The 21,059-nt window shown below is 75.2% G+C and carries 17 protein-coding genes; 8 read left to right on the forward strand and 9 right to left on the reverse strand.

Going from position 1 to position 21,059, the window contains the following annotated elements:
• Nucleotides 1–22 precede the first annotated feature (22 nt).
• From AC6CH9_RS04700 to AC6CH9_RS04710, 3 genes are all read left to right on the forward strand, one after another.
• The gene (locus tag AC6CH9_RS04700; RefSeq protein WP_498153870.1) at nt 23–616 is read left to right on the forward strand and encodes a hypothetical protein; all 594 of its coding nucleotides are present in this window, start codon (nt 23–25) and stop codon (nt 614–616) included.
• Between the two features lie 78 nt (nt 617–694).
• Entirely contained in the window at nt 695–2,365 is a 1,671-nt protein-coding gene (locus tag AC6CH9_RS04705; protein ID WP_498153871.1) for a pectate lyase family protein, read from the forward strand.
• Between the two features lie 181 nt (nt 2,366–2,546).
• A complete protein-coding gene (locus AC6CH9_RS04710) occupies nt 2,547–3,032 on the forward strand; it encodes a hypothetical protein (protein ID WP_498153872.1) in 486 nt (161 codons plus the stop codon).
• A gap of 13 nt (nt 3,033–3,045) precedes the next feature.
• Here AC6CH9_RS04710 and AC6CH9_RS04715 read toward each other — a convergent pair whose 3' ends face one another.
• The 3 genes from AC6CH9_RS04715 to AC6CH9_RS04725 are packed head-to-tail and all read right to left on the reverse strand — an operon-like array spanning nt 3,046 to nt 6,282.
• Nucleotides 3,046–3,411, reverse strand: a complete 366-nt coding sequence (locus AC6CH9_RS04715) for a nuclear transport factor 2 family protein (protein WP_498153873.1) — start codon at nt 3,409–3,411, stop codon at nt 3,046–3,048.
• Nucleotides 3,412–3,454: 43 nt separating this feature from the next.
• A complete protein-coding gene (locus tag AC6CH9_RS04720) occupies nt 3,455–5,239 on the reverse strand; it encodes an SIP domain-containing protein (protein ID WP_498153874.1) in 1,785 nt (594 codons plus the stop codon).
• Entirely contained in the window at nt 5,239–6,282 is a 1,044-nt protein-coding gene (locus AC6CH9_RS04725) for an ABC transporter substrate-binding protein (protein ID WP_498153875.1), read from the reverse strand. Before AC6CH9_RS04725 ends, AC6CH9_RS04720 begins: the two co-directional genes overlap by 1 nt.
• Nucleotides 6,283–6,452: 170 nt before the next feature.
• On the opposite strand from AC6CH9_RS04725, the gene AC6CH9_RS04730 reads away from it, so the two are divergent.
• On the forward strand, nt 6,453–7,238 hold the full coding sequence (locus AC6CH9_RS04730) for a helix-turn-helix domain-containing protein (RefSeq protein WP_498153876.1): 786 nt from the start codon (nt 6,453–6,455) through the stop codon (nt 7,236–7,238).
• 1 nt (nt 7,239) lies between these two features.
• On the opposite strand, the gene AC6CH9_RS04735 is transcribed toward AC6CH9_RS04730, so the two are convergent.
• Entirely contained in the window at nt 7,240–7,818 is a 579-nt protein-coding gene (locus AC6CH9_RS04735) for a dihydrofolate reductase family protein (RefSeq protein WP_498153877.1), read from the reverse strand.
• 133 nt (nt 7,819–7,951) lie between these two features.
• Here AC6CH9_RS04735 and AC6CH9_RS04740 point away from each other — a divergent pair, with 133 nt between their 5' ends.
• Entirely contained in the window at nt 7,952–8,677 is a 726-nt protein-coding gene (locus AC6CH9_RS04740) for a nucleoside/nucleotide kinase family protein (RefSeq protein WP_498153878.1), read from the forward strand.
• Here the strand turns inward: AC6CH9_RS04740 and AC6CH9_RS04745 are convergent.
• The 5 genes from AC6CH9_RS04745 to AC6CH9_RS04765 form a co-directional block, all read right to left on the reverse strand.
• On the reverse strand, nt 8,653–9,792 hold the full coding sequence (locus tag AC6CH9_RS04745; RefSeq protein WP_498153879.1) for an endonuclease/exonuclease/phosphatase family protein: 1,140 nt from the start codon (nt 9,790–9,792) through the stop codon (nt 8,653–8,655). The genes AC6CH9_RS04740 and AC6CH9_RS04745 overlap by 25 nt on opposite strands.
• A 205-nt stretch (nt 9,793–9,997) precedes the next feature.
• Nucleotides 9,998–10,471, reverse strand: coding sequence for an HNH endonuclease (locus AC6CH9_RS04750; protein WP_498153880.1), 474 nt, complete (start codon nt 10,469–10,471; stop codon nt 9,998–10,000).
• Nucleotides 10,472–10,759: 288 nt separating this feature from the next.
• Nucleotides 10,760–12,094 (reverse strand): low temperature requirement protein A, encoded by a 1,335-nt coding sequence (locus AC6CH9_RS04755; RefSeq protein ID WP_498153881.1) that lies wholly within the window; start codon nt 12,092–12,094, stop codon nt 10,760–10,762.
• Nucleotides 12,091–13,614 (reverse strand): ATP-binding protein, encoded by a 1,524-nt coding sequence (locus AC6CH9_RS04760; protein WP_498153882.1) that lies wholly within the window; start codon nt 13,612–13,614, stop codon nt 12,091–12,093. The genes AC6CH9_RS04755 and AC6CH9_RS04760 overlap by 4 nt, the downstream gene beginning before the upstream one ends.
• A 50-nt stretch (nt 13,615–13,664) precedes the next feature.
• Entirely contained in the window at nt 13,665–15,341 is a 1,677-nt protein-coding gene (locus tag AC6CH9_RS04765) for an NAD(P)/FAD-dependent oxidoreductase (protein WP_498153883.1), read from the reverse strand.
• Nucleotides 15,342–15,526: 185 nt separating this feature from the next.
• On the opposite strand from AC6CH9_RS04765, the gene AC6CH9_RS04770 reads away from it, so the two are divergent.
• From AC6CH9_RS04770 to AC6CH9_RS04780, 3 genes are read left to right on the forward strand one after another with little or no spacing between them, the layout of a single operon-like run.
• Nucleotides 15,527–17,098 (forward strand): pyridoxal phosphate-dependent decarboxylase family protein, encoded by a 1,572-nt coding sequence (locus tag AC6CH9_RS04770; protein WP_498153884.1) that lies wholly within the window; start codon nt 15,527–15,529, stop codon nt 17,096–17,098.
• On the forward strand, nt 17,095–18,582 hold the full coding sequence (locus tag AC6CH9_RS04775; RefSeq protein WP_498153885.1) for a lysine N(6)-hydroxylase/L-ornithine N(5)-oxygenase family protein: 1,488 nt from the start codon (nt 17,095–17,097) through the stop codon (nt 18,580–18,582). The genes AC6CH9_RS04770 and AC6CH9_RS04775 overlap by 4 nt, the downstream gene beginning before the upstream one ends.
• Nucleotides 18,579–21,059, forward strand: coding sequence for a GNAT family N-acetyltransferase (locus AC6CH9_RS04780; protein ID WP_498153886.1), 2,481 nt, complete (start codon nt 18,579–18,581; stop codon nt 21,057–21,059). Before AC6CH9_RS04775 ends, AC6CH9_RS04780 begins: the two co-directional genes overlap by 4 nt.

Genomic DNA, 21,059 nt, shown 5'->3' on the forward strand with positions numbered 1-21,059 from the left:
CGGCGCACGGCACACTGTGCCCGTGGTGTCACGAGGGCGACCCCGTCGGGGTGAGCGGCGCGCGACGGCGCGGGCCGCTCGCGTCGCCGCGGCACGGTGGGCGCTCGCCCGGGCGCGGCGCATCGCGGTCGGCGCCGGCGTGGTCTGGCTGGCGAGCGTCGCGGCGGCCGTCCTGCTGGTGCTCGCCGCGCCGTCGCGTCGGCTGCTCTGGTCGGTCCAGCCACCCACGCGCTCGAGCAGCCCGCCGGTCGAGGTCGAGGTCGTCGGCGTGGGGGCCGTGCTGCTGGTCGCGGGGGTCTCGCTGGCCGCCGTCGGGCTCGCGTGCGTCGGGATCCTCGTCGCTCGGGGGCGAGCCCGAGACCCCGTCGACCGAGCGCAGCCGCTGCCGCTCTGGTCGATCGCGAGCGTCGCCCTCGCGGCAGCGGTGGTACCGAACCTCCTCGGCACCCTGGCCCTGTCGGCGCTCGACGCAGGCGAGAGCTCCGCGGTGGTGGTGCTCGGCGCGTGGCCCTTCGTGGTCGGGCCGCTCACGGCTGCGTTCGCCGCCGAGCGTGCCTGGAGCGGGGCGCGCGACACCCGCTCGGCGGCCACCCGGGGCGAGAGCCCGGCGGGGTAGCGCTTTCCGTCCTCCGTGTGCCAGACTCGGCGGCGCCGGCGTGAAACCGGTTTCTCGCACCGACGAAGGAGTTGGGTGATGGCAGGACGGTGGGTGAGGGTCCCGCTGGCCGCGGCGACCGTGGTCGTGATGGCGGTGACGGGGACCGCGCTGACGAGCAGCGCAGCGCCGGACGCCGCGGGAGGAGGTGGCGCGACGCCGGGCGGCCCGGGTGCGGCGGACCTCGGCCGGCAGGTGCTCGGCGCGGACGACGGCTGGGGCGCCGCGAACGGCGGCACCACGGGCGGGAGCGCGGCGAGCGCCGAGCACGTGTACGTCGTCGACACCTGGGACGAGCTGCGCGCCGCGCTGGGCGGTGCCGGGGCGCGGACGGACACGACGCCGCGCATCGTGTACGTCGACGGACGTATCGACGCGTTCGCCGGGACCAGCTGCGAGGCGATCGCCGTGACCGTCCCGGTCGCAGGCAGCGACGCGCCGTTCTCGATGGACGACTACGTCGCGGCCTACGACCCCGCGACGTACGGGTGGGTGGACCCGGTCGGTCCGCTCGAGGACGCGCGCGTGGTCGCGGCCGGAGAGCAGGCGAGGCTCACGCTCCAGCACGTCGGGTCGAACGTGACGATCGTCGGCCTGGGCGCGGACGCGCAGCTCGTGGGCGCGAGCCTGCGGATCCGCGACGCGCGCAACGTCATCGTCCGCAACGTCACCTTCTCCGACGCGCGCGACTGCTTCCCCGCGTGGGACCCGAGCGACGGCGAGGCCGGCAACTGGAACTCCGCGTACGACAACGTGTCGGTGTGGACGTCGGAGAACGTGTGGGTGGATCACAGCACGTTCGACGACGGTGAGCGCCCGCCATCGTCGCTGCCCACCGTGTTCGGCCGCCCGTACGAGATCCACGACGGGCTGCTCGACATCACGCACGGCTCGGACCACGTGACGGTGTCGTACAACCACTTCTCCGACCACGACAAGACGGCGATCCTCGGCTCCTCGGACAGCCGCACCCAGGACGCGGGCAAGCACAAGGTGACCTACCACCACAACCGGTGGACCGACGTCGGGCAGCGCGCCCCGCGCGTGCGGTTCGGCGACGTGCACGTCTACAACGAGCTGTACGAGCAGACGCGCGAGGGCATCTTCCAGTACTACTGGGGCGCGGGCGTCGACTCGAGCATCTACGCGGAGAACAACGCGTTCGAGCTCGCCCGGGGCGTCGACCCGGCCCGGATCATCGGCCGGTACAAGGGCGAGCGGCTCTTCGAGACCGGCTCGACCGTGAACGGCGAGCCCGTCGACCTCCTCGCGGCCTACAACGCCTCGGTGGGCGAGGCGGACCGGCTCGCCGACGAGGCGCGCTGGACGCCGACGCTGCACGGGAGCATCGACCCGACGTGGGCCGTCCCCGCGATCGTGCGGTCGTCCGCGGGCGCGGGCCGTCTCGGCCCGGTCGAAGCCCCGGCCTACGACCCGACCGCGACGTACGGCGCGGGCGACGTCGTCGTCCACGACGGCGCGGTGTTCCGCGCCCAGTGGTACGCGCGGGGAACGAGCCCGGGCTCGGCGTGGGGTCCGTGGGAGGAGCTCGCCACCGACGGGCGCGGCGTGCCGGTCTGGACCCCGACGCGCGTGTTCCGGGCCGGCGACGCGGTCGTGCACGACGGTGCGGTGTGGGTCGCGCAGTGGTGGTCGCGCGGGCAGGAGCCGGGCGCCGGCTCGTGGGGCCCGTTCCGCGCGGTCGGCTGAGACGCGCGGCCGTCACCACGACCTCACGGGGACGACGAGGGGGTCGGTCGGCACGGCGCGCTGGGGGCGTCGTGCCGACCGGTGCTCGCGCGCTGGGCGTGTCTCTCGACGTCGTGGCGTGCTCGCGGCAGACTCTCGCCGTCAGTCGTCCCCCAAGAATCGACGTCGGGAGCGTGCGCAGGTGCGAGCGAAGCGGTGGGCCGTGGTGACGGCGGTGGTGCTGGGCGCCGTGGTTCTCAGTGGCTGCGACAGCGACGGTGAGGCCGATGCCGCTCCGCCGGCCGCCCCGGACGCCGCTGCGGTCGAGGACGCCGCGGGGGACGACACCGCGGAGGACGCTGCCGCCTGCGCCGCCTACGGCGACGTCCTGACGATCCTTGAGAACGCCGACCTCAGCCTGGCCGACGGTCGCATGGACGCGCAGGAGCACGACGGCTGGTACCGGCTGGCGGCCCGCGTGCTCGATCGTCTGCCGTCCGACGGGGACACTGCCGTGCAGACCGCGATCGGCGAGCTCCAGCAGGTCGCGCCGGCCCTCCCGCCCGGGGCGTTCGCGGAGTCGACCGGTGTGCACTCCCCGGAGTGGGACGACGCCGAGGGTGACCTCGGCGACGCGTGCGACGCAGTCGGCGCACCGCTGACCATCGACATGTTCACCGGAGGGTGACGCCCGGCGCGGTTCAGGTGGGCTCGGAGGCCGGTGCGAGCGTCGCGGCCAGCACCTGCCAGCGGTCGTCCGCCCGCACCCAGAGGCGCGTGTAGGTCAGCCGAGCGGAGACCGCGGCGCTGCCCTGGATCGCCTCGACGGCCGCGACCAGGCGGGTCACCCCGCTCGCGACGTCCTCCTGGACGTCCAGCGACTCCTCCTCCAGGCGGGTGATCCGCAGCGCACCCGAGCGGTGGCTCTCCAGGTCGTCCTCCTTGGAGAAGACGGACCCGTCCGGCCCGACGCCCACGCAGCGGGGGTGCAGCAACGCGTCCAGCGCGTCGACGTCACCGGCGCGCTGGGCGGCCTGGAGCGCATGCTCAGCAGCGAGAAGACTCATCGCGCGAGTCTACGGACCGGGACTCGTCGCATGCCGGTGCGACTCACTGCGCCGGGTCGTCCAGGGCCGTGAGCTCGACGCGCTCGACGCCCCAGCCGAGCGCCTCGTGCCGTACGACGCTCCAGCCCGCGCGCTCCGCGAGCCGGGCGACGTCGTCGGGCGTGCGTGGCGCAGCACCGGTCGTCGCCAGCGTGAGCAGCGCGTGCTCGTGCGCGTGGGGGCTGAGCCCGTCGGGCGTGAAGTCCTCGACGAGGACCGCGCGCGGCGCGGCTGCGCGCATCGCGACGAGGAGGTCGACGACCTCGTCGTCCGTGCGGTGGCCTGTCCCGAGCGCGCTCACGCCGACGTCGGTCGCGGGCCACGTCTCGGCCGTGGCGTGCGTCGTGGACGCTCCGGCCTGCTCGCGCAGGACTCCGAGCGGGACCGCCTCCTCGACGAGCGTCGTCGAGCGCTCGCCCGGGACTTCGGCGAGCAGGTCCGCGACGGCCAGCGCGCCGGGACCGCCGACCGCGACGGACCGGGCGTCCGCCCAGACCGGCCACGTGCCGAGACCGGTGAGCACGTACGGGAGCACGTCGGCGCCCTCGACGACCTCCGCGGCGCGGTCGGCGTCCGCCTCGACCTCGGCGCGCAACGACCGGCCGCGCGCGCGTGACCAGGCCGGGCCGCCGTCCCGCAGCGCGGGGGCGAGCGCGGCGAGCGCCAGGACGGCGTCCGCCTCGAGCCCCTCGTACTCCTCGCGCTCGTGCTCGTCGTCGAGGAGGTCCTCACCCGCGTCGTCCAGGGCGACCTCGTCGCCGTCGCGGGTCACGACGCCCGATGCCGCGAGCACGCCCACCAGGGCGCGGACCGCGCCCGGCGCGACGCGCGCCACCTCGGCGAGGGTCGTGAGGTCGCGAGGCCCCGCGCCCAGCTCGTCGAGCAGGCCGAGCTGGAGCGCGGCGCGGGTCGCGAACCAGGGCACGGGAGACGGGACCCCCGTGGGCTGCGACTCCGCCTCGGCCGCAGGCCCCTGGGCCGGCGCCGGGGCGGCAGCCGGCTCGGCGTGCCAGTAGCCCGTGACGTCGACGTGCGTGCGCGGCACGGCGCGCTCGCGCGTCAGGTAGCGCCGCACAGGCAGGAGCGTGCGGCTCTCGCTCGCCGCCCACGCGTAGACCTGGCCGGGCCACCAGTCGAGGTCGCGCACGGCGTCGTCGAGCGCGGCGCGGTCGCCCTCCGGTGCGACGACCCACCGCACGGTGTCGCCCGCGCGCAGCGCGAGGTCCTGCCGGGCCGCCTCGGCACCGATCGTCACGACGACCTGCACGGGCACGTCGACCGGTCGTTCGTCGAGGAAGCGTCCGATCGCGGGCAGCGCCGTCTCGTCGCCGGCGAGCAGCGCCCAGTCGACGTCGTCGGGCCAGACGGTCGACGCCTTGGGCCCGACGAACCACAGCTCGCCGCCCGGGCGCGCCGCCTGGGCCCACGTCGCGGCCGGGCCGTCGCCGTGCAGCACGAGGTCGAGGTCGAGCTCGCCCGCCGCCGCGTCCCAGCGGCGCGGCGTGTAGTCGCGACCCTGTCGGTTGGGGGCCGACGGCCAGTCGATCCCGTGCGCGCGCTGCACGGGCAGCGCGGAGGCGACGTCGCCGTCGGACGCGAGCACGATCTTCACGTGGTCGTCGAACCACGGCGCGTCGAACGCGGGCATCGGCAGCCCGTGGCGCTCGAAGGCCCCGAGCTCGGGCCCGACGAGCGTGACCCGGCGCATGCGGGGCGTGACGTCGACGACGCGCGCGACCTCGACGCGCCGCAGCACCAGCGGGTGCGTGCGCAGGCGGTGCTGGGCCATCAGGAGAACTGCTCCTCGACGACGTCGAGCAGGGCCATGGCCTCGTGGTAGTCCCCGCGGATCGTCCACGTGGGCAGCTCGTGCGCCGTGCCGGCCGCGAACGACGGCAGGCCCGCGAACACCGGGTCGGCGGCGAGGGCGTCGACGTCGATCTCGGCGCCGTTGAACCCGATGACGAACACGTTCGGCGCGCTGACCACGGACGTCACCTGCTCTGCCGAGACCTCGAACATGTCGCCCCCGGGCGTGTAGGGCTCGGCGCCGGTCTGCTCCTGGATCGGCTGGATCGCGAAGCCGAGGTCCGCGAACGTGTTCGGCAGCGCCTCGCCCTCGATGAGGGCGAACGTCTTGCCCTCCGACGTCAGCGCCAGGAAGGCCGTGTCGCCCTCGGGGACGGTGATCGCGTCCGCCACCTCGGCGACGCGCGCGTCGTACCCGGCGACGAGCTCGTCGTACGTCGCGGCGTCGTCGAACACGTCCTGCGCGAGGAACGCGAACTGCTCCTGCCACGTCGTGTACGTGCCACTGACGAGGACGGTGGGGGCCATCTGGCTCAGGCCGTCGTAGACGTCGGTGGCCTGCTTGAGCGGGAAGCCCCAGCCGCCGCCCACGATGAGGTCCGGCTCGAGGGCGAGGATCGCCTCGAGGTTGAAGCCGTCGGCGCTCCACTCGATGAGCTCGGTGCCGTCGGCCTCGGCCTCCTCGGCCCAGAAGGTGGAGAACTTCGGGTCCGGGTCGTCGGTCACCTCGGGGACCGTGGCGAGCACCGGCACGTCGAGCGCGTACAGGTACCCGGCGAGGGCGTGGTTGAGCACGACGACGCGCTGCGGGTCGGTCGGGACGGTGACGTCGCCCTGGTCGGTCGTCACGACCCGCTCGGTGGCGGTCTCGGAGGCGGTCGCGCCGGGCTCCGCGGACGCCCCGGCGCCCGCGTCGGACGGCGTCGTGTCGGCGGAGCAGCCCGCCAGCGCGAGCGTCGCGGCGGCGACGAGCACGCTCAGCGCGGCGAGGGGACGGCGGGCGGGGCGACGTGACGGCAGCATGGAACCTCACACTCGGCAGCAGGGATGCGGGGGCCGCACGGCGTACCGGGGCGCACCTCGCGAGGTTAGGCTAACCACACCTGGCGGACGAACCGCGTCCGAACGTGACACGGCTCGTCCCGAAGACGACACGGCGACCTGGGCCCGAGAGCCCGGGGGAGAGGGGCAGCATGACCCGGACCGCGCTGGGCGCCGTCGTCCCCGAGCACTCGGTCCGCTTCCTCGGGCACGACACCCATGCGCACGACGAGCCGCACCTCGTCCACGTCGTCGCCGGCACCGCGGAGCTCGTCGTCGACGGCGCAGCCCTGACCCTGCGGACCCACGAGAACCTCTGGCTCGCCCCGCGCGTCCCGCACGCGATGCGCCTCCCGGGCGACTCGATGGCCATCGGCCCGGTGCTCTCGCCCGGGGTCGAGCCGCCGACGCGCGTCCACCGCCTCGGCGTCGTGCCCGCGCTCACCACGGTGCTCACGGCCGTCCTGTGCGCGGCCCCGGCGACGCCGGAGCAGGTTGCGCCGTTCCGCGCCGCGCTCGAGGACGTGCTGCGGGGACTCGCGGGCGACTACTTCGTCCTGCGGCTCCCCGTGCACCCCGTCGCGCGGGCCGTGGCGGAGGAGGCCCGGCGGGGCGTCGCGACGCTCGACGAGCTCGCGGACCGGCGCCGCGCCAGCGCGCGGCACGTCCAGCGCCTCTTCGTCGAGGAGACCGGGCTCGCGTTCGGGCGCTGGCGCACGCGCGCCCACCTCAACGTCGCCGTCGCCCGGCTGCGCGGCGGGTCGCACCTCGACGCCGCGGCCCGCGCCGCGGGCTACGCGTCGCGCGCCGGGCTGCTGCGCGCGCTGAGCCGGGAGACCGGGTTGCCGGTCGCCGACCTCGCGCGCGACCCGGTCGCGGCGCTCGCGGCCCGTCCGCCCGAGGGGTCGGGGGACCAGGTCGTGCCGGCGAGCGCCTGAGCTACGGCTGCGCGGCCGTCGGACCTGCCGTCCGGACGACCCGGTAGCGCAGCGCGGTCCGCGCGCCGAGCTCGTCGACCCGCACCTTCTCCAGCGCGGCGGGCGCCTCGCCGTCGAACAGCCGGACGCCGCCCCCGAGCAGGACCGGCATGACCTCGACCGCGAGCTCGTCGACGAGCCCGGCGGCCCAGAGCTGGCGGAAGACGTCGGCCCCGCCGATGAAGGTCACGTCGCGCTCGCCCGCGGCGTCGCGGGCCTGCCGGACCGCCGACTCGACGCCGTCCGTGACGAACGTGACCCACAGCCGCTCGTTGCGCTTCGGCGCGACCGGAGGCGGCGTGTGGGTGACGACGAAGATCGGCACCTGGAACTCGTAGCCGTCCGCGTAGCCGTCGGGGTCCGGGGCCATGTCGTACGTGCGCCGGCCCATGAGGACGGCGCCGGTGCGCTCCTGGAGCTCGCGCAGGTACGCGCTGCTCGCCAGCTCCTCAAAGTCCGCGTACAGCGCCTCGATGCTCCCGTCGGCGTCCCGCACGTACCCGTCGAGCGACACCGCCGCTCCTGCGACCACCGTGGCCATGCGTCCTCCTCGTTCGTGATCGTGGTTTCGTGATCCTGGGTCGTGGGGGGTGACCCGTCCCGCGCCGCCGACTCATCGGTCATGGCACCGCCGACCCGCGACCCGCGAGCCGTGGGCACGGGACACTGGGTGCATGACCGTCGAGAAGGACGCCGTGGACCTCGTGCCCGGAACCGCGCAGCCGTCTGCCGAGGTCGCGGACCCGGGCGCCCTCCTCGCGCGCGTGCGCGCGCTCCGCGAGCGGTCGGGCGGCGGGCGCGTCGTCGTCGGGATCGCGGGCAGCCCTGGCGCGGGGAAGACGACGCTCGCGCTCCGGCTCGTGGGGGCGATCGGACCGGAGGCGGTGCACCTGCCCATGGACGGGTTCCACCTCGCGAACGCGACGCTCGACCGGCTCGGCCGTCACGACCGCAAGGGTGCGCTCGACACGTTCGACGGTGACGGCTTCGTCGCCCTGCTGCGCCGGGTGCGCGAGGAGCACGACCGGACCGTGTACGCGCCGTCGTTCCACCGCGAGGTGGACGAGCCCGTGGCCGGGGAGATCGCCGTCGAGCCGTCGCACGCGGTCGTCGTGGTCGAGGGAAACTACCTCCTGGTTCCGGGGGAGCCGTGGGGTGGGGTGCGCGACCTGCTCGACGAGGCGTGGTTCTGCGGCACCGACGGCGCCGAGCGCGAGCGGCGCCTCGTCGACCGGCACACGCGCCACGGGCGCAGCGTGGAGGCCGCGACCGCCTGGGCGCACGAGGTCGACGGGCGCAACGCGCTCCTCGTGGAGTCGACCCGCTCGCGTGCCGACCTCGTGGTGTCCGGCGCGATCCGGTTCGAGGCCGTGCCTCAGGCGAGGTCCACGTCGGCGTAGAGGGCGGCGTGGTCGGAGGCGGCGTGCGTCGCCGACGTCATCGTGTCGTAGTGGGGGAACAGCGTCCCCTTCGTGCCGCCCCAGACGCCCATGCGGAACACCGACCCGCCGACGGTACGGTCGAACAGCGCGGGGGACAGCAGCACGTAGTCGATCTTCTGGCTCGCGGTCCCGTTGCCGTACGTGCCCGGTCTTCCGTCGCCGAGGAACGCCGGGTGCTCGCTCACGTCGCGCAGGTCGGTCCCCTCGAGCAGCGGTCGCAGCGGGGTGGACGACGGGGTGTCGTTGAGGTCGCCCACGACCACGACGTTCTCCTCGCCGCGGGCGCGCAGCGCGGCGTAGATCGCGGCGGTGCGGGTCGCCTGGCGGCGCCGGGTCGCGTCGGACTCGGCCTGCGTGCCGTAGCCCTTGGACTTGAAGTGGTTGACCAGCACGGTGAGCGTGCCGCCGCCGGGCAGCTCGACGACGTACTCCGGGCAGTCGCGCCCGAACACGAGGCGCCCGCGCGAGTCGCGGTCGTCGACGTGCGAGCGCACGGTCCCGATCCGGTACGGGCGTGTCGTGAGCAGCCCGACGTCTATCCCGCGGTCGTCGTTGCCGTCGATGACCATGACGTGGGGGTAGACCGGACGGCCGGCGCTCGTGACGACCCCCGCGTCCGTGAAGTGCTTGAGCGCGACGCGGCTCTCCGCCTCGACGACGGCCAGCACGTCGGCGTCGACGTCGGCGACGACGCGCGCGGTGTGCGTCATGGCGAGCTCGTCGACCCGGTCCTTGACGAGGTCGACCCAGCCGACCCAGTCGCCGCGCCCGGTCGCGACGACCTCGGTGCGTGCCGTGCCCGACGCCTGGGAACCCGTGCGGCGCACGAGCCGGCCGCGCACCTGGCGCAGCACCGCGAGCGCCGCGGCGTCGGAGCGCAGCAGGCCGAGGGTCTCCAGGTGCTCCAGGATCTCCGCCCGCACGCCCGGCCCGTACTGCTCCTCGGCGATGAGCGCGTTGACCCGGGCGTGCGCGGCCAGGACCGCGTTGCCGCCCGTGAGCGGGCCCGCCATCGCGCGCGGGCGCTCGAACAGGTTCTCGACGTTGAACGTCCCGATCCGGAACCTCGCCATCGTGGTCTCCCTCTCGCGGTCCGGGACCCGGGGTGGGTGCGAGACGCGGACCGGCTCTACCGGGAGGGAGGGCGCGCCGACCGGTCCCGGACGCTCGACGGCGTCGTGCCCGGGACGCAGGGCCGCGGGCGTGGGGAAGCCCGGCCGGTGTCACCGCCACCGACCGGGCGGCCTGGGGCCGACCGGGGGCCCGGTCGGGGACCCGTCAGCGTCTGCGCGGGGCAGGGGCCGACGGGTAGATGTCGCGGAACGCGGGCTCGAACGGGCGTCTGAGCATCCGCAGACCCGCCTGGTCGGGGGTGCGGCCGCCCTTGGCGGCGTTGCACGGCTCGCACGCGGCGACGGCGTTGAGCCATGTCGTCGTCCCGCCCTGGCAGCGCGGGACCACGTGGTCCATGGTCGTCGCCGTCCCGCCGCAGTACGCGCAGCGGTACCGGTCACGGCGCAGCAGCGCCGCGCGCGAGTACGGCACGCGACCCTGGCGCTCGTACACCCACCGCGCGTGCACGTACCGCACGAGCGCGACCGACCTCGGCCGCTGGTAGGGCCCGAACGTCTCGCCCTCGACGGCCTCGAGCACCTCGGCGACCCGCCGGTGCAGCATGCGGATCGCGTGGCGCAACGACACGCGGCCGAGCTCCTGGCTGCCGCCGAGGTTGTAGATGACCACCTCGCTCATCGTCGCGCCTCCTGTCGTGTCGGTGGCCGTCATGGCCGCACAGCGGGTGGGACGACGAGAGCCGCCCCAGGACGGTGCCCCAGGACGGCTCTGCAGGTGGACGACGTACGTCGTCTACCTGAGGAGCGCCCTTCGGGACGGGTCGGTGGACCACTGGTGCAGCACGCGGGTCCACCTCTCCTTCACCGGTCGTCATGGTCGAGCGTCCGGGCGGGTTCGACCGGACGCCACGAGGCTATGCCCGCGATCGTCCGACGTCCACGGTTTTGCCCGGGCAGGTCGCCGGCGTCAGGTGCCCGCCCCGGCCGGGGCGGGCACCGCGCGAGGCCGGACGGCGAGGGCGAGCTGCACCAGCAGCGCACCCGACAGCACCCAGACCAGGCCGGCGGCCGAGATCGTCCCGCCGGCGAGCCACGCGACCGCGCCGGCGCCCACGACGGGGAGGGCGAGCAGGACGGCGGTGCGCGCGTCGCGCAGCGTGGCGTGCACCCCCGCGGACACGAGCCCGTGCACGGCGAACGCGCCGACGAGCAGCGCCAGCTCGCCGGGGTCGAGCGCGCGCGCCGGACGGTCCAGGACGCCCCCGAGCGCGCCCGCGAGCGTCGCGAGCGCCCCGGTGGTCACCAGGTGCAGGAACCACGCCGACCGGGGCGGCACCCCGCCGGGACGCAGCAGCGCGACGCCCGCGTAGCCCGACCGCACGGTGAGGGCCCACAGGCCCACCAGCAGCGTGAACGCCCCGGCTCCGGCGACGAGGAGCGTGCGGTCCCACTCGGCCTCGCTCGCGGCGTCGATCGCCTGGATGAGGCCCTCGCCGAGCACGATGATGACGAACAGGCCGAGCCGTTCGCCGAGGTGCGGGACGTCGCTCACGGCCGCGTCGACCGTCGTCGGGACGTCGAGGCCCCGATCGCCTGCCGGGCCGCCTGCGCCGCGCCGTCCGCCGCGGCCTCGCTCCTCGTCCGTACGCCCCTCGGGCGCGCGCCCCGCACGTCGCCGGGCGACGCTCCCCGGGCGGTCGCGCCGGCCGCCGCGCCCGCGACCCCGGCGCTCGCGGACCTCGTCGAGGCGCTCCTGGGCTCGCTCCACGAGGCGCTCGCCCGAGAGGGTGAGCAGCAGGAGGAGGTCGATCCCGAGACCGACGGCCCACAGCGTGTACCGGGTCTGGCCGTCGAACCACCACGACACGATCCACGGCACGACGCCGGTCAGCGCCTGCACGACGGGCAGGTCGACGACGACGGTCGTGCGGCGCCAGGGTCGCGCGGCGACGAGCCGGCCCACGACGTACGCGACGGCGAACGCCTGCGCGTGCTCGTCGTGGATGCCGGGCACGGCGGCGATCATCACGGCGAGCGCGGCCATCCCGGCGAGGATCGGCAGCGCCCGGGCGCCCTCGCCCGCGACGTTCCCGTACGTGGTGAAGCAGGCCCACACGAGCCAGAACGCCGTGTACGCGACGACGTAGAGGGCGAGCCCGCCGCCGTCGTGGTCCTCCTGGAGCAGGTGGGCGAGCATGCCGATGCCCGCGACGACGACGAGGTCGAAGAAGAGCTCGAGCCACGACGCGTGGCGCTCCTCCCCGACGGGCGACGTCCCCGCGGCGGGGGCGGGGACCGTCACGGCTGCGGGGCCTGCGGGGGCTGCGCCGGGGTCTGTGCGGGCTCGAGCGGCAGGTGCACGACGAACCGGGTGTCGCCGGGCACGGACGTCACCGTGAGGTCGCCGTGGTGCTTGTTGACGACGATCCGCCACGAGATGTCGAGGCCGAGCCCGGTGCCCTGCCCGACCGGCTTGGTCGTGAAGAACGGCTCGAAGATCCGGGGGCGCACGTCGTCGGGGATGCCGGGGCCCGTGTCGGCGATCTCGACCTCGGCACGGTCGTCGGCGCGGCGGGTCGTGACCGTGAGCGTGCCGGACCCGCCCATCGCCTGCGCGGCGTTCTCGACGAGGTTGGTCCAGACCTGGTTGAGCTCGGCGGCGTAGACGGGCACGGGCGGCAGGGAGGTGTCGTAGTGGCGCACGACCTCGACCCCAGCGAGCGCGTGGTCGAGCATCGTCAGGGTCGAGTCCAGGAGCTCGTGCAGGTCGACCGGCCGGAAGGGCGCGCGGTCGAGCTGGGAGTACTGGCGCGCCGCGCCGACGAGCGTCGAGATGCGCACGGTGGCGTCCTCGATCTCGGCCATGAGCTGCTCGGTCTCGATCGTGTACGCGAGCCAGCTCACCGCCCCCGTGAGCGCGCCGGCGTCGACGCGCTCGGCGACGCGGTCGAGCCACGGCTCGTCGATCCCGGCCTGGACGAGCGCGGGGGAGACGCGCCAGCCCTCGGGCAGGCCGTGGTCGTCGAGCCAGTCGGTGAGGCGGTCCTCGAGGTCGGACGTCTCCAGCGCGCCGACGGCGTCCGCCGTGCGGGTGTCCGTGTAGCGCTCGAGCGCCTCCTCCTGGAGCCGGATGAGCTCGGCGAGGGTGGCGCGGTCGTAGGGGCCGTCGGCGATGAGCGCGAGCTTGTGCCGCATGGCGGCGACGCGCTCGCGCAGCGTCCCGGTCGCGCGCACCGCCGCCGCGGCGGGGTTGTTGAGCTCGTGCGTGAGGCCTGCGGAGAGCGACCCGAGGGCGAGCAGCCGCTCGCGCTGCCCGACGAGCTGCTGCGCGTCGCGCGTGCCCCAGAACACGCCCTCGAGCAGGTGCACGGCCATGGGGAACCACTCGGTCATGAGCTTGGCGAAGTCGTGCGCCTCGAGCACGAAGAAGCGTGACGGCTCCAGGGCGCGTGCCGAGTGCAGGTACGTCTGGGGGAGGCGGTCGCCGAGGTAGGCGTTCCACGCTCCCAGGTACACGCCGACCTGGTGCGTGCGCGAGACCTCGACCTCGTCCTCGCCGACGCGCCGGTAGAGCGCGACGCCGCCGTCGAGCAGGACGTAGAACGCCTCGGCGGGCGTGCCCTCGTGGAACAGCCAGCCCGCGTCGTGCCGCTCGACGTGGCCGGTCGCGCACAGCCAGGCGAGCTGGTCGTCGGTGAGGTGCTCGAACAGGAACGTCGCGCGCAGCTCGTCGACGTCGCACGGCAGCCACCCGCGGGCGGCCGCCGCGGCGGAGGTGCCCGGGGTGGGCGGGGTCGTGGTGGGGTCCTCGGTGCTGGTCACGGTGTCGCCTCCGGGTTCGGGTCGGGGCTGTGTCGCGCGGGACGGGGCGGTCAGAGCTGTTCGAGGTAGCGGTGCACGAGCATGACGGCCATGGCGCCCTCGCCCACGGCGGACGCGACGCGCTTGGCGGACTCCGAGCGCACGTCGCCGGCGGCGAACACGCCGGGCACGGACGTCTCGAGGTGGTAGGGCGGGCGGTCGAGCAACCACCCGGCGGGCGGGGCGCCGTCCCGCAGCAGGTCGGGCCCGGCGAGGACGTACCCGCGCGGGTCGCGCGCGACGACGCCGTCGAGCCAGTCGGTGCGGGGCGCGGCGCCGATGAACACGAACGCCCACCCGCACTCGACGCGCGTGGTCTCGCCGGTGTCGACGTCGTGCAGCTCGAGGTGCTCCAGGTGTCCGTCGCCCGACGCGGAGACGACCTCCGTGCGGGTCAGGACGCGCACCCGCGGGTGGGCCTCGACCTGCTCGACGAGGTAGGACGACATCGAGCGGGCGAGGGAGTCGCCGCGGATCACGAGCGTGACCCGCTTGGCCTCGCGGGCCAGGTAGAGCGCCGCCTGCCCCGCGGAGTTGGCCCCGCCGACGACGTACACCTCCTGGTCGTGGCACGCCGAGGCCTCCGTGAGAGCCGACCCGTAGAAGACGCCGCGTCCCACGAGGTCGCCCAGCCCGGGGCCGTCGAGGAGCCGGTAGGACACGCCCGAGGCGAGGATGACGGTGTGCGCGTCGATCGACGTGCCGTCCGGGAAGCGCACGCTGCGTGCCGGCCCCTCGACGTCGAGCTCGACCGCGTCGCGCGTCGTGACGATCTCCGCCCCGAACCGCACCGCCTGGCGCCGCGCGCGCTCGGCGAGCTGCGCGCCGGAGATCCCGTCGGGGAAGCCGAGGTAGTTGTCGATGCGCGAGCTCTGCCCGGCCTGGCCACCGGTCGCGGTGCGCTCGACGAGGACGGTCCGCAGCCCCTCGGACGCCCCGTAGAGCGCGGCGCTCAGGCCGGCAGGGCCGCCGCCCACGACGACGAGGTCGTAGAAGTCGGCCGTGGGGCGGGTGGCGAGGCCGACGCGCTCGGCGAGCGTCGCGTCGTCGGGCGCGACGAGCGCCTCGCCCTCCGGCGTCACCACGAGGGGGAGGACCTCGCCGTCGGTCTGCGCGGCGGTGAGCAGGCGCGCGCCCTCGGCGGACTCCGAGGGGTACCAGCGGTAGGGCACGCGGTTGCGCGCGAGGAACTCGCGCACCTGCGACGAGCGTGCCGACCACCGGTGCCCGACGACCACCGTCTCGGCCGGGCGGCGCCGGTCGGTGGCGGACCACGCCTCGAGCTGGGCGTCCACGACGGGGTAGAGCTTCTCCTCGGGCGGGTCCCACGGCTTGAGCAGGTAGTAGTCGAGGTCGACGACGTTGATCGCCTCGATCGCGGCCTCGGTGTCCGCGTAGGCGGTGAGCAGGACGCGCCGGGCGGCGGGGAAGAGGTCCATCGCCTGCTCGAGGAGCTCGACGCCGGTCATGCCGGGCATGCGGTGGTCGGCGAGCACGACGGCGACGTCCTCGCCCCGCAGCGCGAGCTCCCGCAGCGCGTCGAGCGTCTCGGCGCCCGACTCGGCGCGCACGATGCGGTACCGGTCGCCGTAGCGGCGGCGCAGGTCGCGCGCGACCGCGCGCGAGACCCCGGGGTCGTCGTCCACGGTGACGATGGCGGGGCGGGTCGTCGCGACGGTCGGTTCCACACGGCCTCCTCGGGAGCCACGGACGGGCGAGTGCCATCCTCCCGCCGCCGGGGTCTCCCGTCCACGGCGGCGTGGCACAGGTCACTCTTGACGGCCGCCCCCGCTGCGCTAGGTTAGGCAAGGCAAACCTCAGGTTGCCCCGTCGCGATCCGTGGCGGTCCTCTCCCCGTACCTGGAGCCTCGCCATGCTCTCAGCACGATCCGTCGCGCCTGCGCACGGTACCTCGACGGTCACGGCCCTGCTCACGGGCGCGACCGCGGGCGACTACGCGAGCACCCTGCACGCCGTCGTCGACGACGTGGCGTCGCGGGTCGCGGCGGTGACGCAGCCGTGGTCCGGCGCGAGCCGCGCGCAGCTCGCGGAGCTCGTCGACGCGGTCGACCTCGACGCCCCGGGCGTGGGCACCGACGCCGCGCTCCGCGAGGCCGCCGACCTCTACGCGACGCACGCCGTGTGGTTCCACGACCCCGCGTACGCCGCCCACCTCAACTGCCCGGTCGCGCTGCCCGCCGTCGGCGCCGAGGCCGTGCTCGCGGCGATCAACACGTCCGTCGACACGTTCGACCAGTCGACGGTGGCGACCCTCATGGAGCGCCGCGTCGTCGCATGGACCGCGCGCCGGCTCGGGTACGCCGCGGGCGACGGGGTGCTCACCTCCGGGGGCACGCAGTCCAACCTGCACGCGCTCTTCCTCGCCCGGGAGTGCGCCGTCGAGCGCGCGGCCCGCGCGGGCGGACCGGGGCGGTCGGCCGTGCTGCCGCGCCTGCGCGTCCTCGCGTCCGCGTCGAGCCACTTCAGCGTGGCCCGCTCGGCTCTGCTGCTGGGCCTGGCCGACGACGCCGTGGTCCACGTCGCGGCCGACGCCGACGGCCGCCTCGACCCCGCGGCGCTCGCGGCGGCGGTCGGCGCGGTACGCGCGGCGGGCGACCTCGTCATGGCGGTCGTCGCGACCGCGGGCACGACCGACCGCGGCTGCGTGGACCCCCTCGCGGCGGTCGCGGACGTGTGCGACGCGACGGACGTGTGGCTGCACGTGGACGCCGCGTACGGCTGCGGGCTGCTCGTGTCCCCGACGCGCCGGCACCTGCTCGACGGGATCGAGCGGTCGCGGTCGGTGACCGTCGACTACCACAAGGCGTTCTTCCAGCCCGTGTCCGCGAGCGCGCTCGTCGTGCGCGACCGCACCGACCTCGAGCGCGTCGCGCACCACGCGGACTACCTCAACCCGCGCGAGAACGCCGAGCCCAACCAGGTCGACGTGTCGCTCCAGACGACCCGTCGCTTCGACGCGCTCAAGCTCTGGGCGACGCTGCGCGCGCTCGGTCCGGACGGGGTCGGCGCGATGGTCGACGCGGTGTGCGACCTCGCCGCGGCGGTGCACGCCGACCTCGCCCACGATCCCGACCTGCGCGTGCTCGGGCGCACCGACCTCTCCACGGTCCTGTTCCGCTACGAGCCGCCGGGCCTGGCCGCGGAGCACGCCGACCGGCTCGTGCCGCTCGTGCGGCGCGTCCTGTTCGAGTCCGGGCGCGCGGTCGTCGCCAAGACCGTGCTCGACGGCGTCCCGTGCCTCAAGCTCACGCTCCTCAACCCGACGGTCACCCTCGCCGACGTGCGCCATGTGCTCGACCTCGTGCGCACGACCGCGCAGGCGCTCGTCGAGCGCGACGCGCTGCTGTCGGACGAGGACGGCGACGACGCGCACGCCGCGGACCTGATCGCCTCGCTCGCGACCGCCGGGGCGGTGGCCCGATGAGCGCCGCGACCGTGAGCCACGACGCCGTGAGCCACGACGCCGCGAGCCACGACCCCGCCCGCGTGCGGGACGTCGTCGGCGTGGGCATCGGGCCGTTCAACCTCGGCCTCGCCGCGCTGTCCGCGCCGCTCGACGACGTCGACGCCGTCTTCCTCGACGCCGCGCCGGAGTTCCGCTGGCACCCCGGCATGATGATCGAGGGCGCGACGATCCAGGTCCCGTTCCTCGCGGACCTCGTCACCATGGCGGACCCCACGTCGCCGTACTCGTTCCTCGCGTTCCTCAAGGCCACGGGCCGGCTCTACCCGTTCTACATCCGCGAGTCGTTCTACCCGCTGCGCGCCGAGTACGACGCCTACTGCCGGTGGGTCGCGGCGCGGCTGACGTCGCTGCGCTGGTCGCGGCGCGTCGTCGCCGTCGAGCACGACGCTGCTGCCGACGCGTTCGTCGTGCGGTCGGAGGTCCTCGACGCGGATGGCGCCGTCACGGGTACCGAGGAGCACCGGGGTCGTCACCTCGTGCTCGGCGTCGGCACCGCGCCGGTGCTGCCGCCCGCGCTGCGGGCGCTCGCGGACGAGATCGCGCGCGGTGAGCACCCGGGCGCGGGTCCGCTCGTGCACAGCGCGCAGTACCTGCCCCACCGCGACGCGCTCGCCGCCTCCGGGTCGGTCACGGTCGTGGGCAGCGGCCAGTCTGCCGCCGAGGTGTACCGCGACCTGCTCGAGGGCGTGCACGGCGACGCGCACCGTCCCGGGTACCGGCTCGACTGGGTGACGCGCTCGCCGCGCTTCTTCCCCATGGAGTACACCAAGCTCACGCTCGAGATGACGTCGCCGGAGTACACCGACCACTTCCACGCGCTGCCGCTCGAGCTGCGCCAGCTCCTCGGCCGCGAGCAGCGCGGCCTGTACAAGGGGATCAGCGGCGACCTCGTGGACGAGATCTACGACGCGCTCTACCGGCTCAGCCTGGACCGTCCGGTGCCGACGACGCTGCTCACGGACACCGAGGTCGTGGCCGCGCGCTACGAGCCGGGTGCCGGAGAGGCGGGGGAGTACGTGGTGCGCCTGCGCCACGCCCAGCTCGGGCGCGAGGTCGAGCGCCGCACGCGCGCGCTGGTCGCCGCGACGGGCTACGCCGCGGCGGTGCCCGCGTTCCTCGACCCCGTGCGCCACCTCCTGCGGTTCGACGAGCTCGGGCGGTTCGACGTCGCGCGCGACTACACGGTCGACGACGCGCGCCGCGTGCACGTGCTCAACGGCGAGGAGCACACGCACGGCATCACCGCGCCGGACCTCGGGTTCGCCGCGTGGCGCAACGCGGTGGTGCTGCGCACCGTGACGGGACGTGAGGTGTACCCGGTGGAGGAGCGCATCGCGTTCCAGACGTTCGGCCTGCCCGCCGACGCGGCCACGTCTGCCGCCACGCACCCTGCGGGCGCGCCCGTGCCCGCCGGCGAGCGCGCAGGAGGGGAGGCCCGATGAGCACGGTGACCACCACCACCCCGCCGTCGTCCGCGGTCCCGACGGGCGACCGCGCCCCGGCCGCGACCCCGGAACCCGCGTTCGCGGTGCGGGTCCGCCTCGGCGCGGGCCGAGCGGACGTCTCGCTCGACGCCGTCGACCCGGCGCGCGACGCCGCGCTCGTGCAGGGCTGGCTCGCCCACCCGCGCTCGGCGTTCTGGCAGCTCGACCACCTCGACGTGGACGGCGTGCGCGCCTACCTCGCCGCGGTGACCGCCGACCCGCACCAGGACGCGTGGCTCGGGCGCGTCGACGGCGAGCCCGCGTTCCTCGTCGAGACCTACGACCCGGCGCGCGTCACGCTCGCCGGCGTCCCCGCCGCCGTCGCGCTCCTCGAGCCGGGCGACGTCGGGATGCACCTGCTCGTCGCGCCGCCGTCGGGCCCCGCGCGCAGCGGCTTCACGTCCGCGGTGATGGGAGCCGTCGTGCGGTTCTGCCTCGACCCCGCCGGGCGCGGGGCGCGGCGCGTCGTCGTCGAGCCCGACGTGCGCAACGCCGCGATCGCGGCGAAGAACGCCGCGGCCGGGTTCCGCGTGCTGCGCGAGCTCGAGCTGCCCGGCAAGACGGCGCACCTCGCGGTCGCGACCCGCGCCGACCTGGACGCGAGCCCGCTGGGCGACGGCGTCGACCTCGCCCCGCACCTGCGGCCCGACCTGGCCGACCGGGCGCACCGCCACCTCGTCGCCAAGGCGATCGCCGAGCTCACGCACGAGCGCCTGCTCGCGCCGCGCGCGGAGGTCTGGCCGGTCGAGGCGGACGGCCCGGGCGAGTACGTGCTGCCCGTCGCGGGCGGCACCGTCGAGTACCGGTTCGGCGCGCGGCGCTACGCGCTGGAGCACTGGGTGCTCGACGAGGCGTCGATCCGCCGCACCGCCGTGCCCCCGGGGCCGTCCACGCAGGCGGCCGCGCCGCGCGACCTGCCCGTCGACGCGCTCGACCTCGTCGTCGAGCTCCAGCCCGACCTCCACATCCCCGACGACCTGCTCGCCACCTACCTCGAGGAGGTGTCCTCGACGCTCGCGAGCGCGACCGCCAAGATCGAGCTGTACGAGCGCGCCGGCGGCCCGAGCGCCGTCGACCTGCTCGGCGCCTCCTTCCAGGAGGTCGAGGCGGCCATGACGGAGGGCCACCCGGGGTTCGTCGCGAACAACGGGCGCATCGGGTTCGGTCTCGCGGAGTACCGGGCGTACGCGCCCGAGAACGGCGGGCGCGTGCGCCTCGTGTGGCTCGCCGCCCGCCGCGAGCACACGCACCTCGCGCTCGGCGCAGGGCTCGACGAGGCGTCGCACTACGCCGGCGAGCTGTCCGACGACGAGCGCGCCGCGTTCGCGGACCGCCTCGATGCGCGCGGCCTCGACCCGGCCGACTACCTCTACCTGCCCGTGCACCCGTGGCAGTGGGAGCACCGCGTGCCCATCACGTTCGCCGCCGACGTCGCGCGCGGCGACCTCGTGCCGGTCGGCCAGGGGGCCGACGAGTACCAGCCGCAGCAGTCGATCCGCACGCTGTTCAACCTCACCCGTCCCGACCGCCACTACGTCAAGGTCGCGCTCGCGATCCAGAACATGGGGTTCCTGCGCGGGCTGTCGCCCGCCTACATGCGCGACACCCCCGCGATCAACGACTGGGTGGCCGACCTCGTCGCCGCCGACCCCGAGCTCGGCGGCCGCGGGTTCACCGTGCTGCGCGAGCTCGCCTCGATCGGGTACACCGGCGACGTCTACCACCGCACCGCCACCCCCTCGGCGCACCGCAAGATGCTCGCCGCGCTGTGGCGCGAGAGCCCCGTGCCGCGCACCGCGCCCGGGGAGCGTCTCGTCACCATGGCCTCGCTCCTGCACCGCGACCCTGACGGCGCCGCCCACGCGACCGCGCTCGTCCGGGCCTCCGGGCTCGACCCCGCCGACTGGGTGCGCGCCTACCTCGACGCCTACCTGCGGCCCCTGGCCCACGCCCTGCTCGCGCACGACCTGGCGTTCATGCCACACGGGGAGAACCTCATCCTCGTCCTGCGCGACCACGTCGTCGTCCGCGCGGTCATGAAGGACGTCGGCGAGGAGATCGCCGTCCTCGGGGACGCCCCGCTCCCGCCCGGGGTCGAGCGCGTGCGCGCCGTCGTCGACGACGAGGAGAAGGCGCTCGCGGTGTTCACCGACGTGTACGACGGCGTCCTGCGCCACCTCGCCGCGATCCTCGCCGGGGACGGGGTGCTGCCCGAGGACCGGTTCTGGGGTCTGGTCGCCGAGTGCCTCGACGCGCACCGCGCGGACCACCCCGACCTGCGCAGCGGCGTCGACCTGCGGGCACCGCGGTTCGCGCACTCGTGCCTCAACCGGCTCCAGCTGCGCAACACGCTCCAGATGGTCGACCTCGCCGACCAGTCCGCGTCCCTCCTGTACGCGGGCACGCTCGCCAACCCCGCCGCGCGGGACGCCTGA

The sequence above is a fragment of the Cellulosimicrobium sp. GQ32 genome (genome assembly GCF_059758455.1).